This window comes from Haloferax elongans ATCC BAA-1513, from assembly GCF_000336755.1.
Classification (GTDB): Archaea; Halobacteriota; Halobacteria; order Halobacteriales; family Haloferacaceae; genus Haloferax; species Haloferax elongans.
This window is the reverse complement of the sequence record NZ_AOLK01000018.1, coordinates 112,497-127,451: the sequence shown is the minus strand read 5'-3', so window position 1 is coordinate 127,451 and position 14,955 is coordinate 112,497. Positions and strand designations below refer to the sequence as shown.

At 62.8% G+C, this 14,955-nt stretch carries 10 protein-coding genes; 7 read left to right on the top strand and 3 right to left on the bottom strand.

What is annotated here, in order from left to right:
- Positions 1 to 6 precede the first annotated feature (6 nt).
- Both C453_RS10805 and C453_RS10800 read left to right on the top strand, forming a co-directional pair.
- Entirely contained in the window at positions 7 to 483 is a 477-nt protein-coding gene (locus C453_RS10805) for a GIY-YIG nuclease family protein (protein WP_008324502.1), read from the top strand.
- 304 nt (positions 484 to 787) lie between these two features.
- Positions 788 to 1,945, top strand: a complete 1,158-nt coding sequence (locus tag C453_RS10800; RefSeq protein WP_008324501.1) for a pyridoxal phosphate-dependent aminotransferase — start codon at positions 788 to 790, stop codon at positions 1,943 to 1,945.
- A gap of 236 nt (positions 1,946 to 2,181) precedes the next feature.
- Here C453_RS10800 and C453_RS10795 read toward each other — a convergent pair whose 3' ends face one another.
- The gene (locus C453_RS10795; RefSeq protein WP_008324499.1) at positions 2,182 to 5,259 is read right to left on the bottom strand and encodes an FAD-binding and (Fe-S)-binding domain-containing protein; all 3,078 of its coding nucleotides are present in this window, start codon (positions 5,257 to 5,259) and stop codon (positions 2,182 to 2,184) included.
- Positions 5,260 to 5,365: 106 nt separating this feature from the next.
- Complete coding sequence (locus C453_RS10790) at positions 5,366 to 7,111, bottom strand: L-lactate permease (RefSeq protein ID WP_008324498.1); 1,746 nt, start codon at positions 7,109 to 7,111, stop codon at positions 5,366 to 5,368.
- A 372-nt stretch (positions 7,112 to 7,483) separates the two neighbouring features.
- Between C453_RS10790 and C453_RS10785 the strand changes: the two genes are divergently transcribed.
- The 5 genes from C453_RS10785 (at position 7,484) to C453_RS10765 (ending at position 13,421) form a co-directional block, all read left to right on the top strand.
- Positions 7,484 to 8,128: a helix-turn-helix domain-containing protein gene (locus tag C453_RS10785; RefSeq protein WP_008324496.1), complete on the top strand. Its 645-nt coding sequence runs from the start codon at positions 7,484 to 7,486 to the stop codon at positions 8,126 to 8,128.
- Positions 8,129 to 8,239: 111 nt separating this feature from the next.
- Positions 8,240 to 10,114 (top strand): Nramp family divalent metal transporter, encoded by a 1,875-nt coding sequence (locus C453_RS10780; RefSeq protein WP_008324495.1) that lies wholly within the window; start codon positions 8,240 to 8,242, stop codon positions 10,112 to 10,114.
- A gap of 81 nt (positions 10,115 to 10,195) precedes the next feature.
- Positions 10,196 to 10,696, top strand: a complete 501-nt coding sequence (locus C453_RS10775) for a LutC/YkgG family protein (protein ID WP_008324494.1) — start codon at positions 10,196 to 10,198, stop codon at positions 10,694 to 10,696.
- Positions 10,689 to 12,890 (top strand): LUD domain-containing protein, encoded by a 2,202-nt coding sequence (locus C453_RS10770; protein ID WP_008324493.1) that lies wholly within the window; start codon positions 10,689 to 10,691, stop codon positions 12,888 to 12,890. The genes C453_RS10775 and C453_RS10770 overlap by 8 nt, the downstream gene beginning before the upstream one ends.
- A 237-nt stretch (positions 12,891 to 13,127) precedes the next feature.
- Entirely contained in the window at positions 13,128 to 13,421 is a 294-nt protein-coding gene (locus C453_RS10765) for a PRC-barrel domain-containing protein (protein WP_007540571.1), read from the top strand.
- On the opposite strand, the gene C453_RS10760 is transcribed toward C453_RS10765, so the two are convergent.
- Complete coding sequence (locus C453_RS10760) at positions 13,422 to 14,879, bottom strand: DHH family phosphoesterase (RefSeq protein ID WP_008324492.1); 1,458 nt, start codon at positions 14,877 to 14,879, stop codon at positions 13,422 to 13,424.
- Between the last annotated feature and the right edge of the window lie 76 nt (positions 14,880 to 14,955).

Here is a 14,955-nt window from a genome sequence, read left to right as displayed (position 1 = left end):
CCGTCAGTGACCGTCCACTCGCTCGCACCCGAAACGTTCGGTACTGACGACGACCCGCTCGAACTCGACACGCACTCGCCGAGTGGAACCTACGCACTCGTCTTCGACGTGCCCGAACTCACGACCGAGGTCGGTGCCCTCGGAGAGCAGCGATTTCCGGCAGGGAGTTATGTGTACCTTGGAAGCGCCTTCGGAACAGGTGGGCTTCGTCGGGTGCTTCGACACCGGCGCGTCGCAGAGGGAGACCACGATGCGCGACACTGGCACGTAGATTACCTCGGCGGCCACCCGGACGTCACGCTCTCCCGTGTCGTTTGCGTGGTCGACAGCGACATCGAGTGCGATGTGGCGGCGGCGCTCGCCGACGGGCCAGTCGATGGCTTTGGCTCGTCAGATTGCGACTGCACGTCACACCTCGCCCGATATGAGACCGTAGACGAGGCTCTCGATGCGTCAACTGCGGTATTTCGTCAGAAAGGGTGAGGGAATTCCCTCTGTCGTGCCTGCCGGACCGGGCACCCCGGGAGGCACGACGTTGCCGGTAGTCAGAGGCACCCCGGCGAACCTACCTACAACGTGGAAGGGCTTTACCTCATCTTTCGGCGATGGCTCCCAAGCGGTGACTATCAGTATATAAAAATTTTGGCTTTTTATATGAAAACGGCGGTTTTCAACGTTCTTTTATATGGGTGTGATTCACAATGGCACTGTCGTCTTCCAGTAGTGGTCTTCGAACCCGTTCGGTCGACCCCAACGACTTACGCTGCGGCTTTCGAAGAGGTGGCAAATGACGACGACGTTTCCCTCGATTCCCTACCTCGACTGGATTATCGGCCGCACCGACGAGGTGACACACGACCTCGCAACGAGCGATTTACGACCGACGTCAGAGTTCGAGGGACTCGTTCCACCGTCACTCGCCGGACTGCCTGACCCGACCGATGCAACGCTCACCGGGCAACTTGCCGACCGATACGGTGTTTCCGAGTCGAACGTTCTCGTCACCGCGGGCGCGACGCACGCGAACTTCCTCGCAGCCTGTGCCCTCCTCGACCGAGTCGAGCGTCGGAGCCACGAGACAGATGCGACCGACGCGGCCGACGCGACCGACTCACCCGACTCACCCGACGCACCGAAACCACAGGTTCTCGTCGAGAAACCGGGCTATCAGCCACTCTGTGAGACACCCGAGGCATTGGGTGCTCGCGTCGACCGATTCCTTCGCCCGCCGGAGTTCGACCACGCGCTCGAACCGCATCGCATCGAGAGCGCGGCCATCGACACGTTCGCCTATGCGATGGTCACGAACCGACACAACCCATCCGGTCGCCTCGCGACCCGCGCCGAACTCGCGGAGATGGCACATCACGCCGCCGATGCAGGTGGGTATCTCCTCGTCGACGAAGTGTACGCACCCTACGTCGACCCGGCCGACGACGGCCCGTTCGGTGGCGTCACCGCTGCCGGATTGCCGAACGTCGTTGTCACCGGGTCGCTGACGAAATTCTACGGGCTGGGTGGCCTTCGCGTCGGCTGGCTCGTCGGCCCGGAGGCGGTCGTCGCACGGGCGCGTCAGGCCTCGATGCACCTCCCATCGGTCGCCGACCCGAGCATGAAACTCGCGCGGCGCGCCCTCCACAACAGCGAGCAACTGGACGCCGCCGCTCGCGAACATCTCTCGGCGAACCACGAGTTACTGGCGTCGTTCCTCGCCGAGCGACCGAACCTCGACGGTCGAATCCACGCTGGCGGGTCGTTCGCCCTCTTTGAACACGAGACACACAGCGGTGGCGAAGTGGTCGAAGCCGCCCTCGATGGTGACGTACTCGTCGTTCCCGGCCGGTTTTTCGACCGTTCGGACGCGTTTCGCATCTCGCTCGGCGGCGACCCGGACGCGATGGCCGCCGCGCTCGATGCCTTCGGCTCGGTCCTCGACGAGTTGTGAGAAGAGAGAATCGAGAGAGTCGAGAGAGGCGAGTGTGAGTGTGTGCCGACTCGGACCAGCCCAGTCCGAGTCAGCAGATTCCAGCCCCGTGTGTACCTCAGTGCCGAATCCTGCTTGATTCAGTGCCAACGTCCGGTCGCGTCAGTGCCGAGGCTCGCTTGCCTCAGTCGTTCACCGAACCCGTGCCCATGGGTTTCGACTCCGTGTCGAGACGGGTGCCACTCCGTGAGAGCCGACTACACCGTAATGGCGCGGTCGAGCATCTCGACGGGGTGTGGCGGTTCGTCGTCGACGCCCATGTCTTCGAGTTGCGACCGACAGGATGCCCCCGGCGCGACGACGACGTCGCCCGGACTGTCGGCCACCTGGTCCGAGAGGATGTTCCCGATAGCCATCGACATGGAGTAGTGTTCGGCCTCGTAGCCGAACGAGCCCGACATTCCACAGCACGTCGAGTCCAGCGGGTCCACGTCGTAGCCAGCCCGTCGAAGGACGCCAACCGCGTGGTGGTCCTTCTTCGTGGACTTCTGGTGACAGTGCCCGTGGTACGTCAGGGAGTCATCTTGCGGGAGGAACGAGAGCTCGTCGTCCAGTCGGAACGTGTCGAAGTACTCCATGATGCCGTAGGAGTTGGCCGCGACGGCCTCCACGTCGGCACCGGAGAGCAAGTCGAGGTAGTCCGACTGGAACATCACCGCGTCCGAGGGTTCACAGAGGACGATGTCCCATCCTTCCTCGACGAAGGGTTCGAGCACGTCCACGTTCTGTTCCGCGTCGGCGCGGGCACGGTCGAGGAAGCCCTTCGAGTGTGGCGGCCGACCCGACCCGGCGACGCCATCGGGAATACGAACGTGGACGTTCGCGGCTTCGAGCGCCCGCACGGCAGCTTTCCCGACGTCCGGGTGGTTGTAGTTCGTGTAGGTGTCGGGGAACAACAGCACCCTGCGGTCGGCTTGCGCCTCTGGGATGCCCGCCGCCCCGCGTGATTCGAACCACTCGACGAAGCTTGTCGAGTGGAACTCCGGGAGTTTGCGCTCTTTCGCGATACCGATGGTCTTCTCCATCAGCGTGCGTGCACCCGGAATCTTTGTCGCGCCGTTTGCGAGCGGCGCGAACTTCGACCCGAGTTTCGACAGCGCGTCGATGTTGGCGAACACCTTGTCGCGGAGGCTCGACCCGTTGCGCTGGTGGTACTCGTGGACCACTTCGGCTTTCATCTTCGCCATGTCGACACCACTCGGGCAGTCTTTCGAACAGCCCTTACAGCCGACACAGAGGTCCAGTACCTCGTGGACGAACTCGTCTGTGAACATCTCGTCTTCCGAGAGGCCGCCGCTCATCGCTTGCCGGAGCATGTTCGCCCGGCCGCGCGTGGACTGAATTTCCTCTTCGGCCGCCCGGAAGGTCGGACACATGACGCCACCGACAGTGGACTGCTGGCCGCGACAGCCTGCACAGCCGTGACAGAGTTCGACCATACCCTCGAAGCCGTTGTCGTTGTCCCAGTTGAGCGCGGGGTCGAACCCGGCGTCGAAGTCGTAGTCGGGTGAGAACCGGAGGTTCTCGATCATGTCGTAGTCGCCGCAGATGTTCCCCGGATTGAGGAGCCAATCGGGGTCGAACGCAGATTTCAGGTCGCGGAAGACGTTCCAGAGGTGGTCGCCGTACAGTTTGCGGTTCCACTGCGTGCGCGCACGGCCGTCGCCGTGTTCACCCGATACCGACCCGCCGTACTTCACGACGAGGTCGGTCACTTCGTCGGCGATGGCCTCGAACGTCTCGACGCCCTCGGCGGTCTTCGTGTTCACGAGCGGGCGAATGTGCAGGACGCCCGGCCCGGCGTGGGCGTAGTACGAGGCGAAGGTGTCGTGTTCGTCGAGGATGTCCTGGAAGTCCGAGACGTAGGCAGGAAGGTTCTCCGCCGGAATCGCCGTGTCTTCGATGTAGGCGATGTGCTTTTCGTCCGAGGTCCGCGAGAGGAGAATCGGAAGCCCCGACTTGCGCATCTTCCAGAACTTCGCGCGCGTGTCGGCGTCGTGGGCCTCCATGAAGTCGGTGGCGCGACGTTCCGTTTCTGTCACCGATTTCGCCCCATCAGAGGGGTCGAACTCGGTCGCGCCCGCATCAGGAACGCGGTCCGCAACGAGGTCGGCGACTTTCTGCTTGCCGTCCTCGTCGGAGTCGGCGTAGAACTCGACCAAGAGCGTCGAATCGGTCCCTTCGGGCAGCATCCCGACAACGTCCGCGAACTCGGCTGTGTCGCGGGCCAAATCGAGAAGCACGTCATCCATGACCTCGACCGCGGCCGGTTCGTGTTCGAGGATGGGGGCGACGTCGTGCATCGCGTCGATGACGTTGTCGTAGGTCAGGAGCGCGACAGAGGCCGTGTTCGGAATCTCTGCCAAGGAGACAGTCGCCTTCGTGACGATGGCGAGCGTCCCCTCCGACCCGGCGATGAGACGACCGAGATTGACGTGCCCCGCGTCCCAGTCGTCGTCGATGCCGGTGTCGTCGGGCGTCCGGCGCTCGCCGCGCATCTCGTCGACGAGCATGTCGAGGTTGTACCCCGAGACGTTGCGCTTGAGGTCGGGGAAGCGCTCGGAGATTTCGTCGGCCTCTTCGTCGAGAATCTCGGCGACTTTCGCGTAGATTCGCTCTTCGATAGTGCCTGTTGGGTCGCCCTGTTCGCGGAGTTCGTCGACGGTCATCTCGCCGAACGTCGTCACCGTGCCGTCGGCGAGGACGACCTCGACTTCCTCGATGTAGTAGTCTGTCTTCCCGTACTTCAGCGAGTGCGCGCCCGTGGAGTTGTTTCCGATAGCACCGCCGAGCGCCGAGCGGTCGCCCCACGCCGGGTCGGGGGCGAACTTCAGTCCGTGTGGTGCCAGTTGTTCGTTCAGGTCGCCGAGCCGAACCCCGGCCTGTGCCGTGGCCGTCCGTGCCTCGGGGTCGACAGCCTCTACGTCGCTCATGTAGCGGACGAAGTCGAGGACGACTGCCTCGTTGACCGTCTGTCCGGCGAGACTCGTCCCACCGCCCCGCGGGAGGACAGGAATCTCACGCTCGGCGCAGTACTCCATCACCGCCGCCACGTCGTCCGTCGATGTCGGCATGACGACGCCGATGGGCATCTTCTCGTACGCGGACGCGTCCGTCGCGTACATCGTTCGCGTGTACGTGTCGAATCGCACGTCGCCCTCGACGATAGATTCGAGGTCTTCGACCAGCCCCGGCCGTTCTACGTCGTCGTTGACGTAGTCGTAGTTCCCCTCGGTCGAGGGGTCGGCGGCCGCGTCGTGCGTGTTTGATGCCATTGTCAGTTGCTCGCTAGTAGTCGATTTGTGTGACACAATAAAGACACCCGAGAGTGGGTGAATCTGCTCGAAATTCGTTGCCGATACGCCATTCCGCCGCCACCGTTCAGAACACGCCCGGGAACAGCACGTAGCTGAACAGGAGCGTCAGAATGCCGGTGGCAGTCCCGTAGTAGACGAGCGGGATGAGTTCGAGGCGGATGACCCGACCCTCTTCGCCGACGAGGCCGACGACCGCGAGCGCGGCGACGACGTTGTGGACGGCGATGAGGTTCCCGATGGCACCGCCGACCGCCTGTGCCCCGAGCATGATGGTCTTAGGCGTGCCAATCTGGTCTGCGACACCGTACTGGAAGGTGCCGAAGAGGATGTCTGAGACGGTGTTCGACCCCGCGAGGAACGCGCCGAACGCGCCCACGTACGCGGCGAAGAACGGGTAGGCCGAGCCAGCGACGCTCGCCATGCCCTCCGAGAGGACGATGAGCATGCTGTCGGTCCCCGTTGCTGCACCGGACTGCAACATAATCTGCACCGTCGCGACCGCGAACAGCAGTGCGACGACCGCCGGAGTGACCTTCTCGATGGTCTCTGTCCACGACGCCTTGATTTCCTTGCTTCCCATCCCGTGAATCGGAATCGTCAGCAGGTGGACGGCGATGAACACCGCGCCGGGCAGGTAGAGGAACGCGAAGTCGTTTCCGAGACCTGTCCCGAGGATGTTGCTCCATCCAACGACGAACAGGTCATTCGTGATGAAGGCCTTGACGGGGTCGGCAACGCGGGTAACGACGAGCAGGAGCGCGACGAGCGCGTACGGCGTCCACGCCTTCAGAAGCGACATCTGTCCGGCGGACGCGGGCATGCTCGATTGAACGCTCCCACCGTCGGCGGCGACAGAGACGTTGTCGCTGGTCGATTCGCCGGGCTGGATGTCACCGACCCAGTGGTCGGGCCACGCCGACTCGGGTTCGAAGTCCCACTCCTCGTCGGGGTGGAAAAAGCCCGCCTTGAGCGCGGCGACCGTCACGGCCAGTCCGACCATCGAGCCGAGCAGCCCCGGGAACTCCGGTCCGAGGAAGTACGCGGTGAGGAAGTACGGGACCGAGAACGACGCCCACGCGAAGAGCGTGAGTGGGAGCACTTCGAGCGCCGGCTTGATGGACCGCTCTTCACCGAAGAAGCGCGTCATCATCGCGACGCCGATAAAGGGGAGTGCGATGCCGACGATGACGTGGTGCATCGCGGCGAACACGGCGATTTCGCCAACCCACGCCGCGATAGTCTCGAAGTTTCCGGTACCGAGTACTTCGGTGCTGATGGATTCGACGCTCTCGAAGATGTCTATCATCCCGATGATGAGCGGCGTGCCGACTGCGCCGAAGGTAATCGCCATCAGGTTCCCCGTAAGGGCGACCACGACGGCGGCCAGCGGCGGGAAGCCGAGGCCGACGAGAAGCGGGCCGACGATGGCTGCGGGCGTCCCGAAGCCAGCGGCCGACTCGATGAACGAGCCCATGAGGAACACGAGCAGGACGACCTGCACGCGGCGGTCCTCGCTGATATCCGCGAACCCGCTGTTTATCGCGTCGAACGCGCCCGTCTGCTTGAGCGTGTACAGGAGGAGGATTGCCCCGAAGACGATGTACAGGATGTTCGCTGCCGTGATGAACCCGTTAATCGTCGATGCCGCGATCCACTGTACCGACATTCCCCAGCCGACGACGCCAGCCCCGACTGCGACGACCCACGCGACGGGCATCGCCCGCGTCGCGGGCCAATAGCGCCCGACCATGAGGTACGCGATTGTCAGAAGCGGAAGCAGCGCGATGAGTGCGTCGGTCGCACTAACCATGCTGTCCACCACCATTGTTGATTCCAGCCGATGCCATTCCAGTTCCGTGCCTGATTCCGTGCATCGTGGAATCTCGTACACAACTTTTGTGATATATACCTATCGTTCGTCCCGATTTGTGACATGAAATTAGGTTCTCAATTCCTGTCCTATCGAGACCAATACACACGTGTGAAGGAACCGAAATAGACGATTAAAAGCTCAAAAACAGGCGTTTCAGCGGTTCTAACCCATTCACAATTTTTCCAACTTAAACTGTGTTCTCTCGTCACATACAACCAGTATACTCGTGTGAAATGGCCATTACACACGAATGAATTGGCAATTCACTCGTGTGTAAAGGCTTTTACCCTCGTGTGCAAAGGACAAACCATGGAAGACGAGGCTGGCGCGCGCCCCCGAAACGAGCACGGGCAGTACGTCGGCCGCATCTCGCTCGACGCGGTGTTGACGGTCTTCGACGACCGGGACGACGCCGCCCGACCACTGACCGCAGCGGACGTGATGGGGGAACTCGACTGCTCGCGTCGAACGGCGCACAACAAACTGAACGAACTCGAAGAGCGCGGCGACCTCGCGACGAGGAAAGTCGGGGCACGGAGTCGCGTCTGGTGGGTCCCGATTCCTGCATCTCCCGAGCAGGCGCCCGAGACGACGCAACAGACTGCCGATGGGCAGGCCGAATCGGCTGCGACACCCGCTTCCGAACCAACTGACGCTGCAAACACGAGCGACCACCCGCCGGCTGTCTCGAACGCTATCGAGGCCGCTGACCTTCCGGGTAGTGGTCCGATGCTCGACTCCCGGCGCGAGGCGCTCTCGGCCGCATACGACTACCTCACCGACCACCCGGAGGCGAAGAAAGCGGACTTCCTCCGCGACGTGTATCACGACTACCCCGCGGGGTTCGAATCCGCCGAAGGCTGGTGGAACGCCATCCAACCGGCGTTGAAGCAACTTCCCGGTGTCGACCCGCCAGAAGAACGTGGCCACATCTGGCACTTCCTCGGCGGCTAAACTCCGTCACTGCTGGTGCCACATCCCACGATTTTATACCATGAGAGGAACCATTCACGGCAGACGCACCGATGTCCCACGATTTACCGGGTATAGCTTCTCTCGATGGGGATGTCGATGAGCGACGGTGACGCTGACCCCGGGGCCGGAGACGGCTCTCCAAGCGACCCGTCAACGACAGAGACGAGCGCCGGCGGCGACCATTCAGCGACAGAGACGGCAGACACCCGTGAGTGGGAAGACGCCAATCGGTCGCTGGACGACCACCCCACCGGTGGCGACGACGTGTACGCCTCCGAAGTAGAGGGGAAACAGTACCGCGGAACGTGGTACCTGCCGCTTCGGTACGAGGACCTCGACGAAGCACCGGAGTCCGAGGAATACCCCGACCAGGGGACCGGCGGGTCGTTCCGAGTCGCCGACCTTCCTCGCGTCCCCCGAGTCGGCCACGTCGTCGGGCCGTCGGCTATCATGCTCGGCGCGTCGCTCGGAAGCGGCGAGACGCTCTTTTGGCCGGTGTTGACCTCGCAGTTCGGGTGGACGCTCTTCTGGGCGTTCCTCGTCGGTATCCTCACGCAGTTCGTCATCAACACGGAACTCCAGCGGTGGACACTCGCCACTGGTGAGAGCATCTTCCGCGCCTTCGCGCGCGTGGGAACGTATTGGCCGTGGCTCTTCCTCTTCGGTGGCCTCATCAGTCTCGGGTGGCCCGGGTGGGCCGCCGGTGCCGCACAGGTCGCCACGGTCGGACTCGGCTTCAGCGGGACCGTCGAAGTCCTCGGCTTCGCTGTCTCGTCGTGGAAACTCATCGCCGCGGCGTTGATGGGCGTCATCTGGCTCTCGTATCAGATGTCGTCGGTCATGTACAACGCCGTCGAGGTGTTCCAGATTGGACTCCTGTTCGTCGCCATCGGGGCGGCGTTGATGCTCGTCGCCGTCACCGGGTCGTGGGTCGAGTTCGGGTCCATCCCCGACGCTGCAGGGTCGGTCGGAACCCTCCCCGAGAGCCTCGATATCGCGTTGTTCCTCGGCGGGCTCGCGTTCGCCGGTGCCGGTGGGTACCTCAACCTCTCCCAGAGTCTCTGGATGCGCGAGAAGGGGTACGGCATGGGCAACTACCAAGGCCGAGTGAAGAACCCGCTTCGCGGTGACGACCCGGAACCAATCGAGCGCGATGGCTTCACGTTCCGGCCGACCGTGACCAACCTCCGTCGCTGGCGCGGGTGGTGGAAAGTCGTCCAACTCGAACATCTTCTGACGTTCGTCGTCGGATTACTTCTCGTCGCACCGGCGCTGATGAGCGTCGCCATTCACTACTCGCCGGGTGAGACGACCGACGCGATTCAGATGTGGCTCGGAGGCATCGCTCCGATGGTCGGTCCCGTCGGGACGTTCCTCGTCTTCGCCATCCTCTTTGTCGCCCTGTTTACGACCGAGTACGCCATCGTCGAATCCTTCGTTCGAAACAGTGCAGATGCGCTCTACGAATCCTTCGGCCGTGAGGCCGGATGGGACCTCCCCAAACTCTTCTGGCGACTGCTCACGGCGTTCTGCCTGTGGGGGCTCATCATCATCTTCGCGTTCACCTCGCCGTTCGAGGGGCGCGAACCGTTCTTCTTCCTCGTCGTGGGTGCTGCCATGTCCGGCATCATGATGTGGCCCTACACCGCGCTCGTCCTCGTGATGAACACGACGCGTCTCCCCGAACACGTCCAGCCCGGGTGGGCACGCGTCGCGGCCATGTGGTGGGCATCCGGCTTCTACGGCTACTTTAGCGTCCTTCTCATGGGGACGACGCTCGTCGAACTCGGGTTCCCGGTGTTCGACACCGCGCCGACGATTCTCGGAAGCAACCCCGGCGGGTACGTCCTGTGGGTTGGATTCCTCCTCGTTCAGGGGTACACTGTCGGACGCTCGGCCGTCGGAAAACATCAATCATCTAATACTGTTCCGGGTGCAGACGAGGCGAAAGGCCGGTTCTCGTGAATAGCTGAAACCTTCATAATTAACCGACACAGGGCTGTTCGAACCCGAAGAACGATTATGCAGAACATGTAATGCGAACACATGTCAACCGGCACGGTTGCGACGTTCGAGGACTCTCTCGAACGGCTCGAAGTAGGCTGGACACACACGTCTTCGGACGAGTTGGGCGACGTCCTCCGCGAGGTCTGTGACGACCCGGCGGTGGGTGTTCCACTTCCGTTCGGCGCACCACTCCCGGAATGGGTGAACACGAACCCTACACCGGCGGACCTCCGTGAGGCGAAGGCTGGCGTCACGGCGGCAGGAATCGGCATCGCGGATTACGGCAGCGTCGTCGTGCAGGGCACACCCGACGGTGTCGAACCCGTGAGTCTCTTTTGTGACCGACACGTCGCCGTCCTCCGGCAGTCGGACATCGTCTCCGGCATGCCCGAGGCGTTCGAATGGCTGGGCGAGGAGTTCCGCACGGGTCACTCTTCGGCTATCATTGCGACGGGACCCAGTGCCACCGCCGACATGGGCGCACTGGTCAAGGGCGCACACGGTCCCAAAGACGTTCACGTGGTGATTCTCGATGAGTAAGGCGCGCGAGGCCAAGGCGGCCAAGATTCGGCAGTTGATGGAGACCGAAGGCGACGCCGTCAACACCGGCACCAGCGGATTCAACCAGGGTCGATACGAGTCGGTTCAGACCCTCGACGACTACGAGGGGCTGAAGTCAGAAGCTCGGGCCATCAAGGAAGACGCCATCGAGCGCCTGCCAGAACTCATCGACGAACTCCGCGAGACGGTCGAAGAAAACGGCGGCACGCTCTACATCGCCGACGACGCCGACGACGCGAATCGCTACATCCGCGAGGTCTGCAAGGACAAAGACGCCGAGCGGGTCGTCAAATCGAAATCGATGACCTCCGAGGAAATCGAGGTCAACGAAGCACTCGAACACGCCGGAACCGAGGTCATCGAGACGGACCTCGGCGAGTGGGTGTTGCAGGTCGCCGACGAGGCACCCTCGCACATCGTCGCGCCCGCTATCCACAAGTCGCGCGACGCTATCGCCGACCTGTTCAACGAGACGTTCGACCCCGACGAACCGCTGGAGACGGCCGAGGAACTCACCATGTTCGCCCGCGAGCAACTCGGCGAACTCATCGAAGACGCTGACGTGGGCATGACCGGGGCGAACTTCATCACTGCCGACACGGGAACGATTGCCCTCGTCACCTCGGAGGGGAACGCCCGAAAGACGGCCGTCGTACCCGACACGCACGTCGCTGTCGCGGGTGTGGAGAAACTCATCCCGACCGTCGAAGACCTCCAGCCCTTCGTCGAACTCATCGGGAAATCGGGGACCGGACAGGACATCACCTCCTACATCTCGCTTCTGACCCCGCCCGTCGAGTCGCCGACGGTAGACTTCGACGACCCGGACACCCCGATTACAGACGGCGAGACTGACCGCGACTACCACCTCGTCCTCATCGACAACGGTCGCATGACCATGCGCGACGACGACCAGTTGCGCGAGACGCTCTACTGTATCCGGTGTTCGGCGTGTTCGAACGTCTGCGCCAACTTCCAGCACGTCGGTGGACACGCCTTCGGCGGCGAGACTTACTCCGGCGGCATCGGAACCGGGTGGGAAGCGGGCGTCGAAGGACTCGACTCCGCGGCCGAGTTCAACGACCTCTGTACCGGCTGTAGCCGGTGTACCACTGCCTGTCCCGTCGAAATCGACATCCCGTGGATAAACACAGTCGTCCGCGACCGCGTCAACCGTGGCGACGTCTCGGAACTTGACTGGCTGGTCGAGGGTCTCACCCCCGACGAGGAACCCGGCGGAGTCAGCTTCCAAAAGCGGTTCTTCGGCAATTTCGAGACGGCCGCGAAGGTCGGGAGCTTCTTCGCGCCCGTCTCTAACTGGGTCGCCCAGTCGTCCATCTCGCGAAATCTCATGGAGCGCTTCCTCGGCATCGACGCGCGCCGGGAACTCCCGGCATTCCAACGCGAGACGCTGGTCGAGTGGTTCGACGCTCGGGGGTCGCGCGTCGAGAATCCGACGCGAACTGCCGTCCTCTACCCCGACGTGTACACCAACCACGTGCAGGTCGAACGCGGCAAAGCCGCCGTCCGCGCCCTCGAAGCCCTCGATGTCGAGGTCGTCGTTCCCGACGTTCGGTCGTCGGGTCGCGCCCCGCTCTCGCAGGGCATGATTTCGACCGCCGAAGACCACGCTCACGACGTGTACGCCGGCCTCTCCGAGTACATCGACGCTGGCCACGATATCGTCGTCATCGAGCCGTCGGACCTCGCGATGTTCAGAGGCGAATACGAGAAGTTCCTCCCCGAACAGTCCTTCGAACGCATCGCCGACAGCAGTTACGAGGTTATGGAGTACGTGTTCGGACTGCTCGAAAACGGGGCCGATGCCGACGCGCTCTCGGTCGTCGACGGCGACGAAGTGGCCTACCACAGCCACTGCCAGCAGCGTACCCTCGGTCTCGAAGGCTACACCGAAGCCGTCCTGTCAGACCTCGGCTTCGACGTGGCGACCTCCGATGTGGAGTGCTGTGGGATGGCTGGCTCGTTCGGCTACAAGTCCGAGTATTACGAACTGAGCATGGACGTCGGCTCGGAACTCAAGTCACAGTTCCAGACCGACGAAACGCGCGACCGAACTGTGGTCGCCAGCGGGACGTCGTGTCTCGAACAACTCGATTCGCTCCTCAGTCGGCCGACCCAACATCCGGTGCAACTCGTCGCACCGAGTCGGTAAGCCGCCTATCGACTCCATCGACTTCCCCCGGCTTCACCGACTTCTCCCGACTGCACCAACTTCTCCCGACTGCACCAACTTCTCCCGACTTCCACCGACATCTCCCGACTTCTCCGACTCTTTCAGCCCCCTGTCAGCTCTTCATCTGTTGTGCCGTCTGACGCCCGTCAGCCATGCGTCTGCGTCGATTGCGGGGGGCTACGAACAATTAAGGCCCGGCATCTCATGATGGCGGATATGGACGGGACGCCCGAAGAGATTACGACGCTCGTCGGCCGCGAGGTCTACTCGAACAGCGGTATGTTCGTCGGTGAAGTCGAAGACGTCCGTCTCGACTTGGACCACGAGTCAGTCACTGGAATGGCACTGACCGAACTGAATCAAGAACTGTTCCGCGGACAAATCGAACCCGGGAAGGGAGTTCTCATCCCGTATCGCTGGGTTCGCGCCGTCGGCGACGTCATTCTCATCAACGACGTTATCGAGCGCCTGAAGACGCCCGACGAAGACGAAGAGTCGCTGGCTGTCTGATTAGCTACCGTTTCCGCTCTCCCCGCTTTCGACACCCATCGCACGGAAGAGCTTCCGCTTTACCGCTTCTTCGGTGAGTTGCAACAGCGTATCGCGGTTGTCGTCGCTGGACTCGATACCCGTGAAGATGCCGAGCGGAATCTCGACGGACCCCTGTGTGGAGTGGCCACCCGCTTCGCCGATTCCCGTGAAGGCGTCCGAGAGAATCTTCCCGATGTTCATGCGGATGTCCTTCGACCGCGCCGCGAGGTAGATGGTGTCGTCGGCGATGCCGAAGACGGCCGTCGTGGTGATGCCCTCCAGATTCAGGAGGTGCTGTGCGGCCTGCGAGAGGGCGTCGCGGTCGCGGATGAACCCGGCGTTCGAGACGAGGTGCGACCCCTGAACGTCTCGGTTTTGAATCGCCTCGGCGAGCACGTCCAGCGTCTCCGGCGACATCGACGGCGACTCGACTTTTTCGAGGATGTCGTGGTCGGCGAAGGGATAGAGGTACGCCGCCGCGGTCAGGTCCGCGGGTGTCGTATCGCGTTTGAAGTCGAGCGTCTCAGCACGGATGCCGTACAGGAGTGCTGTGGCGACCGCCTTCGAGGGGCTGAGGTCGAACTCCTGGATGTACTTCGTGAGGATGGTCGACGTCGACGAGACGTTCGGCCGAACGTCGGTAAACTGCGCGTCGATGCCCTCGTCGGGTTCGAAATGGTCGATAAAGACGGCGATGTCCGCATCTCCGATGTCCGGCAGCCCCGACTTCATGTGGTCGACGAGCGCCAAGGCACCGTACTCGTCGAGCGCTTTCGCGTCTCCGCGCGGCGTGAGTTCGATACCGAGGATGTTCACGAACGCCCGGTTTTCTTGGTGGCCCATGTCGCCCGAATAGAGAATATCGGCGTCGACGTCGTACTCGTCGGCGATGGCTTGCAGCGCCACAGCCGAGGCGAGTGAGTCCGGGTCGGGGTTGTCGTGGGTGAGAATCGCCATTCCGTGGTCCGTCTCGCGCAGGAGGTCTGCCAACTGGCGCGCTTTGTATTCGAGTTCGCCGGATTCGACGCTTCGAAGCGCGGAGTCGGCGATGACCTCCGAGGGGTTGATGACCACGTCGGCCCCGAGTTTCGTGAGTTCGTCCTCGGAGACGGGGTCGGACGCGCGGACGACGATGAATTGGTCGTCGTTGCGCTCGCGGATGGCCGAAACAGCCGCCTTGTTCGCTTCGACATCCGACGCGAGGATGAGAATGACGTCTCGGCCGGCGACGGCGTCGGCGACTTCCTCGTCGGCAATGTCTGTCGTCTGCGCGTTTAGGTCCTGGTCGCGCAGGGCTTCGACGCGGCTTTCGTCCTTATCCAGGATGAGGACGTCTTTCCCTTCGTCTGTCAGTTCCTCGGCCACCGCGTGCCCGACGCTCCCGCAGCCGAGAATCGCGTAGGTGGACATCGAGGAGACTGTAACCCCTGCACTCATCGTTGGCGGCTACTCCGGTGGGCCGACACTTAACACCCACCGTTCTCTCTCATGGACGGCACCCGGACACCACCCC